18 protein-coding genes and 3 pseudogenes are annotated in these 17,989 nt (G+C 59.7%); 6 read left to right on the plus strand and 15 right to left on the minus strand.

Annotation, left to right across the window (positions count from 1 at the left end; genetic code table 11):
- Positions 1-2 precede the first annotated feature (2 nt).
- Genes XI03_RS36045 through XI03_RS36055 form a run of 3 tightly spaced genes read right to left on the minus strand, consistent with a single transcriptional unit; the run spans position 3 to position 1,680 of the window.
- Complete coding sequence (locus XI03_RS36045) at positions 3-710, minus strand: ABC transporter ATP-binding protein (protein WP_271594754.1); 708 nt, start codon at positions 708-710, stop codon at positions 3-5.
- Positions 711-757: 47 nt separating this feature from the next.
- Positions 758-1,426 (minus strand): methyltransferase family protein, encoded by a 669-nt coding sequence (locus XI03_RS36050; protein ID WP_271594755.1) that lies wholly within the window; start codon positions 1,424-1,426, stop codon positions 758-760.
- Positions 1,426-1,680, minus strand: coding sequence for a DUF2933 domain-containing protein (locus XI03_RS36055; protein ID WP_271594756.1), 255 nt, complete (start codon positions 1,678-1,680; stop codon positions 1,426-1,428). The genes XI03_RS36050 and XI03_RS36055 overlap by 1 nt, the downstream gene beginning before the upstream one ends.
- A 67-nt stretch (positions 1,681-1,747) precedes the next feature.
- Here XI03_RS36055 and XI03_RS36060 point away from each other — a divergent pair.
- Positions 1,748-2,099 (plus strand): annotated as a pseudogene (locus XI03_RS36060) (DUF305 domain-containing protein); the annotation flags it as partial.
- 52 nt (positions 2,100-2,151) lie between these two features.
- Here the strand turns inward: XI03_RS36060 and XI03_RS36065 are convergent.
- The 7 genes and pseudogenes from XI03_RS36065 to XI03_RS36090 all read right to left on the minus strand — a co-directional run bounded on the left by XI03_RS36065 (position 2,152) and on the right by XI03_RS36090 (position 7,562).
- On the minus strand, positions 2,152-2,847 hold the full coding sequence (locus tag XI03_RS36065; RefSeq protein WP_271594757.1) for a Spy/CpxP family protein refolding chaperone: 696 nt from the start codon (positions 2,845-2,847) through the stop codon (positions 2,152-2,154).
- 282 nt (positions 2,848-3,129) lie between these two features.
- Entirely contained in the window at positions 3,130-3,966 is an 837-nt protein-coding gene (locus tag XI03_RS36070; RefSeq protein ID WP_271594758.1) for a universal stress protein, read from the minus strand.
- A 354-nt stretch (positions 3,967-4,320) separates the two neighbouring features.
- Positions 4,321-4,404, minus strand: a pseudogene (locus XI03_RS40360) (universal stress protein); the annotation flags it as partial.
- Positions 4,401-5,165 (minus strand): IS5 family transposase, encoded by a 765-nt coding sequence (locus XI03_RS36075; protein WP_271594759.1) that lies wholly within the window; start codon positions 5,163-5,165, stop codon positions 4,401-4,403. The gene XI03_RS36075 and the pseudogene XI03_RS40360, both read right to left, overlap by 4 nt.
- 215 nt (positions 5,166-5,380) lie before the next feature.
- Positions 5,381-5,920: a methyl-accepting chemotaxis protein gene (locus XI03_RS36080; protein ID WP_271594760.1), complete on the minus strand. Its 540-nt coding sequence runs from the start codon at positions 5,918-5,920 to the stop codon at positions 5,381-5,383.
- The gene (locus XI03_RS36085; protein WP_271594761.1) at positions 5,869-7,068 is read right to left on the minus strand and encodes a HAMP domain-containing protein; all 1,200 of its coding nucleotides are present in this window, start codon (positions 7,066-7,068) and stop codon (positions 5,869-5,871) included. The genes XI03_RS36080 and XI03_RS36085 overlap by 52 nt, the downstream gene beginning before the upstream one ends.
- A 185-nt stretch (positions 7,069-7,253) precedes the next feature.
- Positions 7,254-7,562: a hypothetical protein gene (locus XI03_RS36090; RefSeq protein WP_271594762.1), complete on the minus strand. Its 309-nt coding sequence runs from the start codon at positions 7,560-7,562 to the stop codon at positions 7,254-7,256.
- Positions 7,563-7,683: 121 nt separating this feature from the next.
- Between XI03_RS36090 and XI03_RS36095 the strand changes: the two genes are divergently transcribed.
- Together XI03_RS36095 and XI03_RS36105 are read left to right on the plus strand one after the other, a co-directional pair.
- Positions 7,684-8,628: an AraC family transcriptional regulator gene (locus tag XI03_RS36095; protein WP_271594763.1), complete on the plus strand. Its 945-nt coding sequence runs from the start codon at positions 7,684-7,686 to the stop codon at positions 8,626-8,628.
- Between the two features lie 605 nt (positions 8,629-9,233).
- Positions 9,234-9,650, plus strand: coding sequence for a c-type cytochrome (locus XI03_RS36105; protein ID WP_271594764.1), 417 nt, complete (start codon positions 9,234-9,236; stop codon positions 9,648-9,650).
- 49 nt (positions 9,651-9,699) lie between these two features.
- Here the strand turns inward: XI03_RS36105 and XI03_RS40615 are convergent.
- Positions 9,700-10,187, minus strand: a pseudogene (locus XI03_RS40615) (alcohol dehydrogenase); the annotation flags it as partial.
- A 108-nt stretch (positions 10,188-10,295) separates the two neighbouring features.
- Between XI03_RS40615 and XI03_RS36110 the strand changes: the two are divergent.
- Positions 10,296-11,291, plus strand: coding sequence for a P-type ATPase (locus XI03_RS36110; protein WP_333936772.1), 996 nt, complete (start codon positions 10,296-10,298; stop codon positions 11,289-11,291).
- Between the two features lie 99 nt (positions 11,292-11,390).
- On the opposite strand, the gene XI03_RS36115 is transcribed toward XI03_RS36110, so the two are convergent.
- The 3 genes from XI03_RS36115 to XI03_RS36130 all read right to left on the minus strand — a co-directional run bounded on the left by XI03_RS36115 (position 11,391) and on the right by XI03_RS36130 (position 13,387).
- Positions 11,391-11,957: a cytochrome b gene (locus tag XI03_RS36115; protein ID WP_271594765.1), complete on the minus strand. Its 567-nt coding sequence runs from the start codon at positions 11,955-11,957 to the stop codon at positions 11,391-11,393.
- A gap of 191 nt (positions 11,958-12,148) precedes the next feature.
- Entirely contained in the window at positions 12,149-12,487 is a 339-nt protein-coding gene (locus XI03_RS36120) for a hypothetical protein (protein ID WP_271594766.1), read from the minus strand.
- Positions 12,488-13,147: 660 nt separating this feature from the next.
- Entirely contained in the window at positions 13,148-13,387 is a 240-nt protein-coding gene (locus XI03_RS36130; RefSeq protein ID WP_333936775.1) for a DUF6894 family protein, read from the minus strand.
- Between the two features lie 481 nt (positions 13,388-13,868).
- On the opposite strand from XI03_RS36130, the gene XI03_RS36135 reads away from it, so the two are divergent.
- Positions 13,869-14,207 (plus strand): hypothetical protein, encoded by a 339-nt coding sequence (locus XI03_RS36135; RefSeq protein ID WP_271594768.1) that lies wholly within the window; start codon positions 13,869-13,871, stop codon positions 14,205-14,207.
- A 54-nt stretch (positions 14,208-14,261) separates the two neighbouring features.
- Here XI03_RS36135 and ftsH read toward each other — a convergent pair whose 3' ends face one another.
- Positions 14,262-16,103, minus strand: a complete 1,842-nt coding sequence (gene ftsH, locus XI03_RS36140) for an ATP-dependent zinc metalloprotease FtsH (RefSeq protein WP_442869780.1) — start codon at positions 16,101-16,103, stop codon at positions 14,262-14,264.
- A gap of 209 nt (positions 16,104-16,312) precedes the next feature.
- Between ftsH and groL the strand changes: the two genes are divergently transcribed.
- Positions 16,313-17,935, plus strand: a complete 1,623-nt coding sequence (groL, locus tag XI03_RS36145; protein ID WP_271594770.1) for a chaperonin GroEL — start codon at positions 16,313-16,315, stop codon at positions 17,933-17,935.
- Positions 17,936-17,989: the final 54 nt, after the last annotated feature.

Consider the following 17,989-nt stretch of genomic DNA (forward strand, 5'->3'; position numbering starts at 1 on the left):
CATCACCAGACGAGTTCGGCCGCTTCCCGGCGGACCTCGTTCGTCCGGACGCGGGCGATCCGGCCGTCGGCGAAGAACAGCACCCTGTCGGCGACATCCTGGATGCTGGCATTGTGCGTGATGATCACGGTGGTCGTGCCGAGCTGGCGGTTGACCCCGAGCAGCGCCTCGATGACGCGAATGCCCGTCTTCGAGTCCAAGGCCCCGGTCGGCTCGTCGCAGAGCAGCACCGCCGGGCGCTTCGCGATCGCGCGGGCGATGGCGACGCGCTGCTGCTCGCCGCCGGATAGCTGTGCGGGAAAGTGGTGCATTCGCTCTTCGAGTCCGACCAGCGCGAGCGCGTCGGGGGGCCGCATCGGGTTCTTGGCGACTTCGGTGACCAGCGCGACGTTCTCGTAGGCGGTAAGGCTCGGCACCAGATTGTAGAATTGGAAGACGAAGCCGACGTGGTCGCGGCGGTACTTCGTGAGCTCGCGGTCCCCGAGGTCCGTCAGGTCCACGTCGCGGAAGAACAGCCTGCCGCTCGTCGGTCGGTCGAGACCGCCCATGATGTTGAGCAGCGTTGTCTTGCCGCTGCCGGACGGCCCGAGTAGCACGACCACTTCCTTCTCGGCGATTTCAAGATCGACTTCATTGAGAGCATGGACCGTCACCTCGCCAGAGACATAGGTCTTGGTTAGCTGCTTTGCCGTGAAAACGAGCTCGCTCATCGACGTCCTTTCGAGCCACGGCCGTTCGACGGCATCTCCAGCGAAAGTCAGCCGTGACGATAGCCGCCCGAAGAGCCCTGTCCGAACAGCCGGCTTGGATGAGCAATGAACGCAGGGACTTCGGCCGCATACCTCGCGTAGGCCTCGCCGAACTCGGTCAGGGCCTCGCGCTCCTCGTCACGCGCCAACTTGACGTACATGATCGTCAGCACCGGGAACATCGCCAGCGTGAGAATCGTCGGCCACTGCAACAGGAGACCAAACATCACCAGGATGAAGCCGACGTACTGCGGGTGCCAGCTGTAGGGGCCTGTGGTCGCAAGGCTGCGGGTCTGCTGCGCATCGTACAGCACCCTCCACGCGGCGGAGATCAGGACGAAGCCTGCGCCGATGAAGATGAAGCTCAGGATGTGGAACGGTCCGGCGTGGGGATTGGTCTTCCAGCCGAACATCATCTCAAGCAGGTGGCCCGCGTCATGCGCGAACCAGTCGACGTTGGGATAGTGCGATTGCAGCCAGCCGGAAAGGAAGTAGATGGTGAGCGGGAAGCCGTACATTTCGACGAACAGCGCGACCAGAAAGGCGCTAAAAGCCCCGAACGAGCGCCAGTCGCGGGATGTCTGCGGCTTGAAGAAGCTGTAGGCGAAGAGGATGAACACCGCCGAATTGACGATGACGAGGCTCCACAGGCCGTAGGCAGCCGCCGTGTCGTGCATCACGCGCTCCTTGAATCGTTCGGCCGGCCCCCGCCGTGATGGTGCCCGTGTCCCCCGTGCATGAAGAAGTGCATCAGCGGACAGGCGATGAGCGGCAGCCAGACCAGGAGTCCGAGCACATGAGCCCTATGCTCGGTGAACAGAAGCGCGCCGGCGATAACCAGGAAACCTATCAGGACCAAGCCGCCTTTGGCCTTGGTAGACATGCCCTCCTGATGGCGCTCTCGATATCCGGAATGGTCCTGCACCGACATCGGCACGCTCCTACGGCTGATGGAAGCTTAGCGCTGCCGCTGCCGTCATTATTGAGGCAGATCAACCATGATGGGAGCCGTGATGGCCGTCATCATGCTCGGGCTTCATGTGGAGCATGTACAAGAAGTCGAGGACGAACGCGGCCATCGTGCTGGCGGCGGCCGTCGCGTTCGCCGGGTCGCTGTGCCTGGTGCGGAGCCAGGAGACGGTGGGTGACGTCTCCTACATGGAGGCCATGATTCCGCACCACTCGATCGCCGTCATGACGAGCGAACGGGCCCACATCAAGGATCCGAGGGTGCGCAATCTCGCGGACGGAATCATCGAAGCCCAGGTCCGGGAGATCGGCGAGATGAACCGACTGATCGCCGAACTCGAATCCAAGCCGACGCCAGATGGCGCCAAGGACCTACCTGCTCGGCCGGCGAATGAGGAACGGCGAAGCCACCCTTCGGCCTTCCCGACCGAGGCTACTTCGGCGACTTGCCGGTCGGCATCCCCATGCCCGTCGTAGCGCCGCCCCGCATTGCCGATATCATCGGCATCATGCCCATGTGCGGCGCGAGCAGTTCGTCCGCGGTCTTTTTCTGCTCCTCGGAAAACGTTCCGGCCAGGTTGGAGAGCGCCGACTTCATCGCACGGGTGCCATCGAGGCGCGCCGCGAGCCATTTTTCCTGGAGCGACAGCTTCTCGACGAGGTCCGGTGATCCGGTGCCCTGTTGCGGCATCATCATCGAACCGCGCATCCCTCCGAGCGTCTTGGCATTGGTCCGCAAAGCGTCGGCGAACGCGTTCCAGGCGGAGGTCTGCGCTTCGGTGATCTTGAGCTCGGTCCGGAGAAAAGCGATCCGGCCCTCGACGCGATCGATGGTCTCCATGCCGCCCATTCCGTCGCCGCCGGACTGCCGCATCATGCCCATCATCCGCATCATGTCCGACATCGGCATGTTGGCGCCCATCATGTCCATCGTGCCGCCGCCCATCATTCCCGCACCCGGCATGCGCTGAGAGCCGGCCTTGTCGGGCGGAGCCGCCTTGGGCTCAGGCTGCTTCTGTTGCTCCTTCTGATCGGGATGGTGACCTTGGTGCTCGGCGTCCGATTGGGCCCAGGCAGAATACCCGACGGCCGAGACGAGTAGCGCGGCGGCGAGAGTCAATGCGCGCATGGCAAGCTCCTGACGGTTGTGGCCAGACGAGTTTGACTGGTTCCGGGGGCGGTCGGTTGACGCACGTCAATTTCGAGTTTCGTCGGGGCCGCGCATCCGGTGACGGAGCGGCCTTGTCCATCTCCGCGATGAGGCTGTCGACGGGCCGCCACTGCTCTCGACGCGCCCCTCCGATCTCCGTTCGCCAAGACGGAGAGGAACTTCGCCGGACGTCGGGCTGTCCAGGCCGCTGGGACGTTCAGGAAAGACACCCTTCAGTAGCTTGGCCAATCACTGATCGGTTCAGTGCGACAACAGCACGGGGATTGGCGGCCTCGTGAGAATGCTGCGGGTCGCGCCTCCCAATATGAACTCTCGTAAGCGGCTATGACCATACGCCCCCATGACGAGCAGATCCGCCCTGCGGGAAGCTATCTGAGACGCGAGGACATCGCCGATGGCCCGTCCTGCGGCGTCGACCTCCTCGACGACCACATCGATGCCATGACGCGAGAGATTCTTCGCAAGTTCGGACGACGAGCGCCGGCTCGAAATCGCCTTCTCATTGGTCACCGTGAGAATAAACACCTCTCGCGCCTTCTCCAGGATCGGGATCGCATCGGAGACGGCACGTGCTGCCGCGCGGCTGAAATCCCACGCAACGATCACTCTATTAAGCTCGGCCTCCTTTGAGGCGGTGGCCTCCGGCAGCACCAGCGTCGGTCTTCCCGAACCGAAGATGATCGCTTCAGCGTACCATTGGTCGTAGGATTCCGGCACCGGCACGATGGTGAGATCACGCAGCCGAGCATAGTCTACCAGGAGGTCCGGGACCTCGGACGTCAGGCAACGCTCGAGAATGATCTCGTGCAGCAGCCCTGATTTCGTGGAGGCCGCTTCAAACGTCGCCAGCAGGTCCTGCGCATTTTTCCTGCTCTTGTGAGCCTCGCTGGCCACGATTGATCCGACATTGCCGACCCCGGACAGGAAAGTCCCGGGTATCTGCACATGGACTTCACAACAGATTGCCGCGATGTGCGCGGCAAATGGTGAGATCAGCGACACGGCGCGGTCGATGACTGAAACCGGTGTCGGTTCGGGATAGCTGGTCAAGGTGAGCAGAACGTCCTTGATGGCCATCGCGTGTCTCCGAAATTGCAATTTTGGCACGGTACCAGCGCCGGGTCTGGGTCGATTGATCTAGGTCAGAACGTCTCCGGTCCGGCCCCTGCCATCAAATTTTTGATCGCCGGCCCACACCACCACCTCGGGTCCGCCGAGTTGACGCAAATCAACCGGCCGTACCTAGGATTGCCCGATAAGCTCCGGTCGTCAGTCGCTACTCGTAAAATGGCTAAAAGTGGAAGCTGTGCCGGAATATCCGAATGCACCTCCGGCACGCCTACGGCGGCGTATTGGACTGCCCCTGCTCGTTCTCTACGGCACCGTAGCGACCGTAGGAGCCGGGATCTACGTCCTAATCGGCGCCGTCGCGATAATCGCCTCAGCATACCATTGATCGTAGGATTCCGGCACCGGTACAATGGTCAGGTCACGCAGCCGCGAATAGTCCACTAGGGCGCGGACTCATAACGCGCGGCCAACCATAGGCGGATGGATGCGAGTTGGACGAAGGCAAGGTAGTTTCCCGCGAGCCTGTCGTAGCGCGTCGCTACTCGACGACATTGCTTGATCCTGTTGAAGAACCGTTCGACGCGGTTACGAGCGCGATAGAGGTAAGGGCTAAAGCAGATCGGATCGCTGCGGTTGCTTTTCGGCGGGATATTGGCCCACGCGCATTTCTTCATGGCAAGCTCCCTGGTCCAGTCCGCGTCATAGCCACGGTCGGCAAGCAGCATTGATCCGGATTTGAGACTAGACAGCAGATTTCCGGCAAGTCGAACGTCGTGCGCCTCGCCAGGGCTCAACGCAAGCCGTACCGGCAGACCATTGCCATCGACTACCGCATGGATCTTGCTCGTCAAGCCACCACGTGATCTTCCCATCGACTGGCGCTGGTTCCTTCGAATGCAGGCCGCCTGCTGATGCACACGGACAATGGACGTGTCGATCATCTGGACAGCGGCATCATGGGCAGTCGCAAGCGCATCTATGATACCGCCCCAGACGCCAGCCCGTCGCCAACGGACGAAGCGGTTGTAGCAGGTAGTGTACGGACCGAAGTTCTCTGGCAGATCGCGCCATGGCGCTCCAGATCGCAAGACCCAAAAGATGCCATTGAGGACACGACGGTCATTCACTCGTGGCACGCTGCGCGACTTATTCGGCAGCATCGGTTTAATGGCAGACCACTCATTGTCCGTCAGTTCGTAGCGCATGATTCGGCCCCTTCGGTCGTATGGTTTGAATCATGGTTCGGCCGTCAAGCTCAACTGGTCGCTACACCCGGAAGCAGACATATTATGCTGACCTTGCGTTTTGTCGTTCGGACCCGTTGCGGACTTCTTAGCTACCAAGCCGAGGTCGGCCCCCACGCGGACTTCGCCAGCGTGCACCGCGACTCGACGTATGCTCCGGTGAGCTCCAGGACTCGTCAAGCTGCTCTTATCATCTCCGCGAACCGCCGAACCGTGGTTGTCAAACGTGCTGTTTCATCACTCAGCGTTTCCGACGCGTGGCGCACCTTATCGGCGGCCGCCCCAGTATCGACCGCGCCGCGATTGACTTCCCGGATGCTGCTGACGACCTCGTCGCTACCGTCCGCGGCTTGCTGCACGCCTCGGGCGATTTCCTTGGTCGCCGCACCTTGTTCCTCCACGGCCGCGGCAATAGTCGCCGAAATCTCCGATAGACGCGAGATCGTGCCGCCGATTTGTTGGATGGCGTCGACCGAAGCCTCTGTCGCTGCCTGCATCTGGGTAATCTGGCTGCCAATTTCGTCGGTGGCTTTCGCCGTCTGCGCCGACAGAGCCTTGACTTCTGCGGCGACCACGGCGAAGCCCCGTCCGACGTCGCCAGCGCGCGCTGCCTCGATGGTGGCGTTGAGAGCCAACAGATTGGTCTGCTCTGCGACCGCCGTAATCATCTTGATAACCTCGCCGATGCGACCTGCGGCCCCCGACAATGCAGCCATGAGCTCATTGGTGCGGTGCGCCTGGCCGACAGCGGCGCCCGTGATCCGGTTGGCTTCGTCCACCTGACGGCCGATCTCGCCAACGGAGGCTGCCATCTCCTCGGATGCCGCACTGCCGAACCAACACTCTTGGACGAATTCTCCGACACTATGGAAACGCCTTCCGTAAGAGTGCGGGTCGAGCGGGCGGCGTCGGCCAGCGTGACAGCGGTCGCCTCGATGTCTGAGGATACCGACGAAACGGCGCCAACGACGCTGCCGACCGTCGCCTCGAATTCGTCCGCCATGCGCGCGAACTCTGCCTTGCGCTCCTGCTCGGAGCGAATGCGCCGTGCGGATTGATCGGCTTCCATCTCGCGAACACGCGCGGCATTGTCCTTGAACACCTGCACGGCCTGCGCCATTGCACCAATTTCGTCCTGGCGTGAGCCGGAGGGGACGGGAGCATCCAGGTCACCGCCAGCAACCCGCTGCATCGCCGAGGTCATGGAACTGATCGGGCGTACGACGCCCAGCACCACGCCAACAAGGCCTGCGCAGATCATCAGGACCACGGCCGCGGACACCCCCCAAACTGCATTGGAAACAGTGCTAACCGTTGATGACGCGCTGGCCTCGGCGGCGGTATTTGCATCGGTCGTCCTTTTGACGACATCGTCAATGACGGCGCGATGTGCCTTGTAGGCTGAGGTTGTCGCTTCATAGGCCGTGACCGCGGCTTCGGTCTTGCCATCGGCCAGGGCTGGCAGCAGTCCTTCTTCGATGGCCCTCCAGAAACGACCAACTTCGGCGTCCGACTTTTCGATCAGCAGCGATTTCAACGTCGGATCGAGCTTCGACTTCGACCAGAACTCGCGTCGATCGTCGTAATCCTTCCGGAGCTGTGTCAGCCGCTCTCGGTGCTCAGCGTGGGGGGCGGAGCCACGTAGCGCAAGCGTCGCCTCCAAATAGGCCTCGATCACGTATTCTGGCGGCGGCAGGATGTCGGCGATCAGATCATTACCGAGCTTGATCCTGTCATACACCGGTCCGCCCACTTTGATTTGCTGAAGGGCGTAGTTGCTGGTGCCTATGATTGCAGCGAGCCCAAGCACGACGGCAATACCGAAAACAACAATCGCGCGCGAAATGGTGAGACGAAACGGCACGGTATTCTCCAGTTAAGCAATCCGAGCATCAGCACAACTTACGTCGCCGCTCTTAAACCTCGCTTGCGTTTGCTATCGGAAATCGGCGGGTTTGCCGCTCTCTGGTTGATATCGCCGAATCACGCCGCTCAATCGTCGAAATGCCGGCGCGACTGGTATTCTTGTGCCGTTCGTTCTCCTCCAACCTAAGCCGAGGCAACTATCAAACCGTCTATCCGTTTCCGGGCAACTTCGATCAGCACTTGGATTCCGTGTGACTGTTCGATGAGCTGATGAATCGCCGGCTCCTTGCCGAAATCTGACAGCACGATCCGGATGCATGCGTTGGCGGTGTCGAAAGCCCGCAGAATTCGAGCCAACTCGCTTGGCGTGAGACTCTCGATCTGCATGCGGGATACGAAGGTCTCGACCTCGGCCGAGATTCCACGCAAGCGCTCCATTGCCATGGTCACGGTTGGTGCGGTCCGTGGATTGAAGGACACGACGTTGGACATGCGGTGTTTCCTCTTATTAATAATTGTACTGGTAGTATGCTGATGATCATATAATCAGCAACGACCGCGCTTATCGGAATTCGGTCAAAATTGATCCCGCTCAACAGCCCGGTGAAAACTCGTGCCATTTTCAAAGCTGAAGCAATCTGCTCATCTGAGACTGCAACGCGTCTCAACCCCCGACGAATTCAGGGCAATCGGATTTTTGGACATTGAGCGCCACGCTTTGCTCGGCCCGTATTTTTACGGTCGTGCCATTACTTCGCTACCGGGCGCGCTGCTAATGCTGGAGCGCACATCGCCTCGGGCCCTCTCGGGCATGATGAACGCGATGGGTTGCACTGTAGTCGTGCCAATGAGCAACCACACGCATGCTGTGTTCAACGGGAGAACATGGAGCTCGTCCGAAATCGGGTTGCTCAGAAGCGAGATCTTGCTCGATCTTCACGAGCCCGCTCCCAATACGTTCGCTGTCATCCGGTTCTCTTCCGACATGCAGAATCGCGGCTGGGAGGAGTCGGAAGGAAAATTACATTTGCGCAATGCGAGCGGCGAGCACCTGTCGCGCCTACAACATGTCATTCGAGGCGCGCTGGCTTTGTCTTGTACGTCGATGCATCATCGGGAATTTGCATCTGTTGCGGAATCGCTTCGGGATGAACTGATGGATGCATTGGACCATCTGCTGGTCCTCAAGAGCGATCGACGTTCCGGCCAACGCGCTTTCGAAAGGCATCGCAAGCTGGTCTTGAGGCTCGATGAATTTGCGCATTCGCATCCAGAGCTGCCTCTCTACAGCGAGGCCTTGGCCAGTGAGCTCGGCACGTCGGTTCGAACGCTGCAGCTGGCTGTCCAGGCAATTCACGGAGCGAGCCTGCATCAGCATCTCCGCAACAAAAGGCTTTGGGCCCTACGTGCGCAACTCGCACGGGGCATGCCTGCAACGTCAGTTTCATCGGCCGCTCTCGCGAACGGCTTTTTGCACATGGGAGAGCTATCGCACCTCTATAAAGTCACGTTTGGAGAACTGCCGTCCGAGACCCTTTTGCGGAGTAGAAGCACATGAAGCGCTTGCGAGGTGCGCCGAGTCGGCAGGTGCAATTCTTAAGGGAACACTCGGTCGTCAGTCTGACGGACTCTATTTATTTGTCCGGTTATGTCCCTTCTCGGACGTTCGATAACGTCCGCCTTCGCGCCGCTGTTCGGGGACAAGCGGACATCAGGTGCGCCCGCTCCTAGCGGGAGGTTTTATGAGTACGCACCCTAGAACGCCCGGCACCTCGGACGACAAGCAGTGATCGAGAACGATCTCGTGCAGAACACCGGCTCTCTGTGCGGTGGATGTGGAACGATTGCAGGAAGGCTATAGCAGCATTCATCCTGCGATGCCGACCTTTCGCTTCAAAAGGGACGACGCAGAAGCTGTACTGAACTACATGAAGTCAATCCCGGAACTACCGAAGCCAGCCCCGAAGCGATGAGCTGGCAGTCTCCCAGCACCCCTTGGAGGCGCAGCGAAGAGAACCTCCAGATTGTGCCGGCTGGAACGGCTGAGGTTAGCTGCACTCGCAAGTGCAACATCGTTCTAAGGCCCGTTGACGTTGATCTAGATCATAGCGTCGATCACAAGCATACCCATAAAATAAGAACAACCAAAGTTGGAGGAAGCCCGTGAGGACACTTTTCATCACCACGATCGTGCTTGCTTTGACGCAGATCTCCGCCGTCGCTCAGCCAGCCAAGCAGGCCGACATAGGCAAACAAGCCTATGAGGTACAATGCGCTGTTTGCCATGGATTGGACGCGAAGGGAAACGGCCTCTACGTGACAAGCCTGAAGATCGCACCACCGGATTTGACTATATTGTCGAAGACAAATGGCGGCGTGTTTCCGGTTGAGCGCATCGTCAAAGTGATCGATGGACGAACGGAAATTGCTGCGCATGGCTCCCGCGATATGCCAATATGGGGCAAGCGGTGGGCTGTAGTTGCGGCCGAGCACTATGTCGACGTTCCCTATGATCAAGATGCCTACGTTCGAGCCCAAGCTCTGTCCATCATCGACTACCTCAACCGCGTCCAGCATTAGCTCAGTTGCCGATGCCGCCAGCGCCCTGCTTTTAGCCTGCCGGCGGCAATCACCGGTCAGGGACACAAAACGGCTGCCCAACCAGCCTGCCGTCCCTCAAGCGATCGAGCGCTTCGTTGGCCTCCATGAGCGCGAAGGCCGTGGTATGCGTCTGAATTTCAGCCTTGGCGGCAGCGGCTAGGAAATGGATGCTATCCTTTCTGGTCAGGTGCAACCGAAGCAATTTGGCGTTCACCCCAGAGAATTTAATAGGAAGGGCAGGAATGTCGGACATATGGATACCGGCACAAACGACCCGGTCGCCCTTTCGCACCGCGCGCAAGCCAAGAGGCACAAATCCGCCAACAGGTGCATAGATGATTGCGGCGTCAAGCTCGCCCGGTGGCCGATCGTCGGAAGCCCCCGCCCAAGCTGCACCGAGTGAAAGCGCAAGCTGCTGCGCATCCCGATCTCCGGACGTGTAAAGACGTAGACTGTCTGCTCCTGATCCCGAGCAATCTGCGTTACGATGTGGCCTGCCGCGACAAATCCATCGATGCGACGCCACTTACCAAATTCTTTGGAGATAGCCGAGAGAGGCTTTGGGCTATGCGGGCAAGCAATCTGATGCATGCAACTGGACTAACGACTGCGACCGCATATTCCTTGCCGGCGAGCGAAGTCCTTCGAGCGCTTCAAGTCGATCCGGGGGGCGGCCTGGCAGAATCTGAGGCGACGGACCGCCGTATTCGCTTCGGCTCAAACGCGATCGCCACACGGAAGCGCATCGGCGCCCTGACCATACTTCTTCACCAGCTGCGGAGCCCGGTGGTCTTACTGCTCGCGACCGCCGCTGCGCTCGCCTTCTGGTTCGGCGAGCTTGAGGAAAGCGTGGCGATCGTCTCGGTTCTCGGGCTCAACACGCTCGTTGGTTTCGTTACCGAAACCAGGGCCGTGCGATCGATCGAGGCACTGCGCGCGCTCGGCCGAACATCGGCGCGCGTGCGTCGCGACGGGCACACGCGTGTGCTCCCGGCGGAGGACCTCGTGCCGGGCGACATTCTCCTGGTCGAGGCCGGCGACGCGATCTCGGCTGACTTGCGCATCGTGGAGGCTTCGCGTCTCGCTGCCGACGAATCGACACTCACTGGCGAGTCGGTTCCTGTCGACAAGTCGGCTGAGCCGACTTTTTTTCAAGATGCGCGGACCTCCGAGCGCACATCGATGCTGTTTAAAAGAAACGGTGGTACCCGAGGCAGTGGCCTTGGAGTGGCTGTCGCGACGGGCGCCCAGTCCGAACTCGGGCGTATTTCTCATCTCGTCGAAGAAGCAGAGCCACAAAACTCTCCGATCGAACGCAAGCTCGCGCGATTGTCCGGGCAACTCATTTGGGCGGTCGGGCTTCTGACCGTCTTGATTGCCGCGGTTGGAATCGCAAGGAGAGAGAATGCCTTCTTGATCATGGAATCGTCGATCGCGCTTGCGGTTGCCGCCATTCCGGAAGGCCTCCCCATCGTAGCTACGCTCGCGCTCGCCCGCGGGATGTGGCGCATGGCTCGCCAGAATGCACTTCTCGAGCGGCTCTCCGCGGTCGAAACATTGGGCGCGACCACGGTCATCCTGGGAATGCGAAGCGGGGGCCGAGACCTTTCTTGGCTATGACGGAGCACCGTTGGCGAGCGTCAAGAGGAAAATCGAACTTAGAATTGGTATCACTAACATCTCGCCGACAGCCTCGAACCGAAGGGATTGTTGACGACGTCATTCCTCGGTGTGCGGCAGCATTCGGATCAGCGTACGGTCCCGTAAAACCCAATGGTGAGCGAGCGCGGCACTCGCATGGAGCGTCGCAAGAACCACCAGTGCATGAGCGAGAATTTCGTGCACTTCCTTCACATTATGAGCAAAAGTCGCGTCCTTGAGCCACGGCGACGGAATGGTGACGAGCCCGAAAAAGGGGAGTGCATCGCCACGGGCGAATTGAAGAACGATTCCGGCGACCGGTACAACCACCAGGAGCGCATACAGAGCATAGTGCGCGATCCCGGCGAGAGGATCGCCCCACCTTCCGAGCAATGTGCTAAATTTGGTAGTTTCCAATAAGGGGCGCAAGTCAACGAGTCGCCATATCAGGCGGGCTATGACGAGAACAACAACTGATATCCCAGCCGAGATATGAATGAAGAGGCCGGCGTGACGAGGTTCTCCTCTGGGCAGGAGATCACCGAAAATTCCTAGCGTCCAGGCGAGGATGACAAGGACTACGGTCACCCAGTGCAGCACCTGCGCGACCGCACCGTAGCCTGTCGGGGAGTTGAATAGCCGCATAGCCAATGCCTCCCTCTAAATGTCATCCTGAACTCGGCTTCGGGCGTTGATGTGGATCAAATCAAGCGAAGCGGCTTGCGGCTCGGCAAGAGACCTCTCGCACGGGAGCCAGTTTCGGCACTGGATCAAGCGCGCATCGAATGCGCCGCAGCTGCTTCGCTTCCTCGATAATGTTCTAGAACACACGCTTGTCACGTTGAGCGAAGGCGCTGAGCTTCGTACCACCGTATCGACGCAGCCGCGCAACCTTCCATATGTGGCGTCCAAATCAATGCGTTGTGGCGCGCCCAATCCCAAGCCGAGCGTTCGCGTTCGGTCTGGTCCGCAGAATTCGTTGGGCTTTTGATGTGACCCAGCTCGTGCATCGCGATCGCATAGGTATTCTCTGAGCGAATGTGCGGCGTGAGAATAAATTCCAGTTCACCGCTTAAAGCCAAGGCCTTCGACGGATTGTCACACCATTGAACATCGACTTCTTCGTCGGCGCACAGTTGCAGAAAGTGCTTCTTGAGATCGGCGACGCTGGTCATATGAGTAACGTCGGATCAAAATGCGTTTTTGCCTTTGATCCTAATCAAGGGCTCTCGAAGAGGTGCCACAGTGCAACCTGCGGGAGAATGGAATTCGACGAGTATTAGGAATTGACTATTAATCCAATCCGTCTCGCATGCCTCTTGTGGGCCTTAGCGGACTAGGCACGGCAAACTGCGATGGACGATCGTGGGGCTAAGCGGACAAGGTCCCCTACCTGGGCGGCTTGACCGGATTATGAGTATGCGCCTAAGTCGGCGGCCTAAGACCCCGAGAGTTGACCCATTCATCCACGTGAGCTGCGATATCGGCCCGACGAGCCTTGGTAAGCAGGTCTTCCCGCTCGCGACCGGGCTTCAATTGGCGGGCCTGCTCACGTAGTCGCTCGGCCCACGCAAAAAGCCGCTCGTGAAACGACCGGGTCTGTCTGATGCGCTGACGCTTCATGATGCTTCACCGTTGCTGACGCACCTTGTGTTCAGAACCGTCGGCAGCCCGAGACGAGAGCCGTCCCCGCAGCACATGAATTAAAGTTAAAGATTGGTTGGTTTGCGACTTTGCGCAAAATCAATGTTTCGACCGAATTCCGCCGTGAGGTTTCCCGTCGCTTAAAAAAGGGACAGCGCCCGCCGGCGGACTTCACGGTTGTTGTACCGTGCTCAGGTCACATTTGGATAGACCTGTTCGCGGTGCACCTCCCGGCCACTTTCATCGATGACGACAATCCGAAGGTCCGGATTGCCAACGGGTTTCTGGTTGCGCACCTTGTCCGCGAGACGCTTGCTGTGTGCAATGGCAGCGCCGTCGCCCACCAGCTCCAGTCCGGCTCTGTCCCGGACGGGAACGCCGTCCTTCATGTCGAAATGATAGAGGTGCACGATATCAATCCTGCGGGTCAAGTATTATCCAGCTCAATATAAAAAGACCGCCGAGGGCCGTGGGGGACGGGCCTCGGCGGCTGCTTGGGGACGTGACCGTGGGCCAGTCACGGCGGTTACATTAGGCATTCTCTCCCCGGCTTGGCTTGATCGGGATCAAAGGTCATCTCCGACGATTATCTGCTCCGGGCTCCGCGACAGATCACCTGTCGTCAAGCTTGCGAGATGAATCCGCGGGCGCCGTGCAATTCACGACGCCCACCGCTCCAGCAGACCTACCGGAGGGGCGCTGATGAGACGTTGAACGTTCAGGCCGGTATTTGGGCGCCAAACGCGGGCTTCGCGTCGCAGACCTGCTTCCTGGCGCGAGCGGATGAGCCTGGCAACGCCGACGCGGTGTTTTAATACCGTCATGATACATAGGGTATCTGCCCTCGCCTTCGCGACCCATGCGCTGCAGTGGTATCCTTTGGCAGTTACGCGCGTAGCGGGGGAGCACGCCATGGATAGGTACGTTGCCCGGGCAAATATCGATCACTACCTGAATATTCTGAAGGACAGGAATCTCACGGCACAGCGCAGAAGTACCACGATCGCACTGCTCATCGCTGAGCTGGACAAGTTGAGCGAGGACGTCGAGCATCTAGAGTTTGCAGAAATCAGGATTGGAATCAGCCGGCAAGAGATCGCGCAAGCGAGGGCTCGCCGCGATACTGTCTCCTTCGGCACGTCAGATCGGGACGACGCGGAAAAACACCTGATCCACCTCGAAAATGTTCATACGATGCTGGATGATTTCTGCCATCGCCTTCGTCACAAAATCGGATCCCGCCCAGCCTGAAGGCGGTCGCTATGACTCGTAACAAACCGCGAAGGATAGCCGGTTCGGTTGCGATCAGGCAGCGATGGGCTTGTTCTTTTCCAGGCTCTTGCCGAGCAGTGGCGTAAACTGCTCTGCGGTCACGGTTTCGTTTGCAATCAAAAATTCGACACCGGCGTCGAGGTCGGCACGGCGTCGCTGCAGAACGTCGCGGGCACGACGATCGCCCTCCTCGATCAGATTGCGCACGGCAAGATCAATCTCGCGCCCAGTGGCTTCCGCAGCAGAAACGACCGCGTCCTGCGCCGCGAGAAATGCCTGAGGCTTGGGGGCATAGGTGCGCTGGCCAACCGTCTCGTCCATGCCGTATTTGGTCACCATTTCGATGGCCACTTCGGTCGCACGTTGAAGATCGTCAGCGGCCCCAGTCGAAATCGCACCGTCGAAGATCAGGCGCTCCGACGCACGTCCACCCATCAGCACCGCGATGCGGTTCTTCAGTTCGTCGATCGTAAGCAAGAACCTGTCTTCGGTTGGACGCTGAATGGTGTAGCCCAAGGCACCGATCCCACGCGGGATGATCGATACCTTTTGCACCGGATCGACGCCCGGCAGGCTCGCTGCCACGAGCGCATGGCCCATCTCGTGATATGCGACCCTGCGCCGCTCATCCTTGCCGAGCACCCTGCTCTTCTTCTCCACGCCGGCCACGATCCGCTCGATCGCTGTGACGAAATCGCCGAAGGAGACCTCATCGCCGCCTCGCCGGGTCGCCGCAATCGCGGCTTCGTTGACGAGATTGGCAAGATCAGCTCCCGTAAACCCGGTCGTGAGGCCAGCGACCTTCTCCAGATCGACTTCCTGTCCCATCCGAATATTGCGGACATGGACCTGGAGAATGGCGATGCGCCCCATCTTGTCCGGCCGGTCGACGAGGACCTGCCGGTCGAACCGTCCGGCACGCAGCAGTGCGGGATCGAGAATCTCAGGGCGATTGGTTGCTGCCAACAGGATGACGCCGACACTCGGGTCGAAGCCGTCAAGTTCGGACAGTAGCTGATTCAGGGTCTGCTCCTTCTCGTCGTGGCTCGAAAACGAAAGCGGGCCGCGGCTACGTCCAAGCGCATCGAGCTCGTCGACGAAGATGATGCATGGGGCCGCCTTGCGAGCCTGCTCGAACAAGTCTCGCACGCGTGCAGCACCAACCCCGACGAACATTTCGACGAACTCAGATCCCGAAATCGAGAAGAATGGCACGCCAGCCTCTCCGGCCACAGCGCGTGCCAGCAAGGTCTTGCCGGTTCCCGGCGGTCCTACCAGCAGAATCCCTTTTGGTACATGGGCACCAAGTCGCCCGTAGCTCTTGGGGTCCTTCAGAAACCAAACCACCTCCTGAAGCTCGAACTTCGCATCATCGACACCAGCGACGTCCGCGAATGTCACCTTGATGTCCTTCTCGACATAGACCTTGGCGCGCGACTTACCGATCGCCATGAGGCCGCCGAAACCCTGACCGCCGGTCATGCGGCGACCTATCCAGTACCAGATCACGAAAAAGGCGACGGTCGGGAATATCCAGGACAGCAAGCTCTGCAGTAGTCCGCTCCCTGGGGTGCCGGTGACGCTCACTCCCTTTTGCGCGAGCTTGTCGGCCAGGGCCATGTCGACCCGCCCGGTGATGAACGCCGACTTTCCGCTCGCAAGCTGCTCCTTCAGCCTTCCCTGGATCATGTCCGGGCCCACGGATACTTCGGCGATCTTCTCCTGGGCGAGCAATTGCTCAAACCGACTGTAGGGAATGGTTTCAATCGAATCATAAGTCGTGAGAAAGAACTGCAGGACAGCGAGGAGCATGCCGCCCGCGAATATGATGGCCATCGCAATCGTCTGCTTTCGCGACATTTGACCAGGCTCCATCTGCTCCTCCCATCAACATCCGCCGAAGTTGAAATGGTAATGGGAGACTGCCCGCTTAGCTTGATTCAGGTCAACCAGGTGGCCGACAGGGCTGGAGATCGTGACATCAACATCGAAGACCTGTTGACCAGGATCAACTTCCGACGAAGTGCATTCGTACACACTGGCTGATGAAACATCGGCGACCACGCCACATCGAGGGCATTCCAATGGCACACAAACAGGTCCTGTTCCATTCAGCGGCTCGCGAGAAAATTTTGCGTGGCGCTTCCCTGCTGGCGGATGCCGTTCGGGTCACACTCGGCCCCAAATCGAAATCCGTCTTGATTCAAAAATCTTGGGGCACTCCGATCGTCTGCAACGATGGCGTGACCATTGCGAAGGAATTCGATCTTAAGGACGCCGAAGAAAATCTTGGTGCTCAGGTTCTCCGACAAGCGGCCGAGAAGACCGGCGACGTCGTCGGAGACGGCACCAGCACTTCAACCATTCTCGCCCATGCGATCCTTTCGGACGGTGTCCGGAATGTCGTAGCGGGCGCCAGTGCGATCGACCTCAAGCGCGGCCTTGATCGTGGAACCCAGGCCGCCATCGCCGCGCTGCACGCCATGGCCAAGCCCGTGAAGACGAGGGCGGAAAAGGTGCAGGTTGCCACGATCTCGGCACATAACGACCTGTCCATCGGCGAATTGGTCGCGGATGCAATCGAGAAGGTCGGAGGCGACGGAGTGATTTCCGTCGAGGAATCCAAGACAACTGAGACGCTTCTGGACGTGGTGGAAGGGATGAAGTTCGATCGTGGCTTTCTATCGCCCTATTTCGTCACTGATGCGGATCGCATGGAATCGGCCTTGGAGGATCCTTACGTCCTCCTATGCGATCACAAGATCGGCGCGCTGCGCGACCTCGTCCCACTGTTGGAACAGGTCGCCAAGAGCGGACGCCCACTTCTGATAATCGCCGAAGACATCGAAGGCGAAGCGCTTGCAACGCTCATCGTCAATCAATTGCGCGGCGTCCTCAAGGCTTGTGCCGTCAAGGCACCCGGGTTCGGCGATCGGCGAAAGGCCATGCTGGAAGACATCGCCATCCTTACAGGGGCCCAAGTGATCTCAGAGGAAATTGGTCTGAAACTGGAGAACGCAACCCTGCAACAACTCGGTCGCGCCGCGCGGGTGGTCGCCGACAGGGAGAACACCACGTTGATCGGCAGCGGCGGAGATCGCACCAGGATCGACGCGCGGCTGGCGCAGATTCGTGTTGAAATGGAGAAAACAACCAGCGACTACGACCGCGAGAAGCTGGAAGAGCGTATCGCCAAGCTGTCGGGCGGAGTCGCTGTGATCCGGGTCGGAGCGCCGACCGAAGCTGAAATGAAGGCAAGGAAGGAGGCCTTGCACGACGCGATCAGTTCGACCAAAGCCGCGGTTGCGGAGGGAATTGTCCCCGGAGGCGGCCTGGCTCTGCTTCGGACCATCGCTGCGGTGACCAAGGAAGAGACGGCCTGCGAGGGAGACGAGCGAACCGGCGTGCAGATCTTAAAGCGAGCGCTCGAAGCACCGGCACGACAGATCGCCGAAAACTCGGCGACCGACGGCGGCGTCGTCGTGGCCCGGATGTTGGAGAGCCAGGGGAATTTTGGCTTCGATGCCGCTCGAAAGGTCTATATCGACCTCGTCGAGGCCGGGATTGTTGATCCCGTGAAGGTGGTGCGGACCGCGCTCGAAAACGCAGTATCGGTCGCGAGCGTGCTGCTTCTCACGGAAGCGACGATGACCGAAATTCCGGAAACGAAGCCCGAGCGGATGCCTGAGCGGGATTTGGCAATGTAGCGCTGTCACCTCCCTGGCCCTGCTCTCGGCTTTCTATCCGTCGCCAGATCGACT

The sequence above is a fragment of the Bradyrhizobium sp. CCBAU 65884 genome, assembly GCF_028128835.1.
GTDB classification, from domain to species: Bacteria; Pseudomonadota; Alphaproteobacteria; order Rhizobiales; family Xanthobacteraceae; genus Bradyrhizobium; species Bradyrhizobium ottawaense.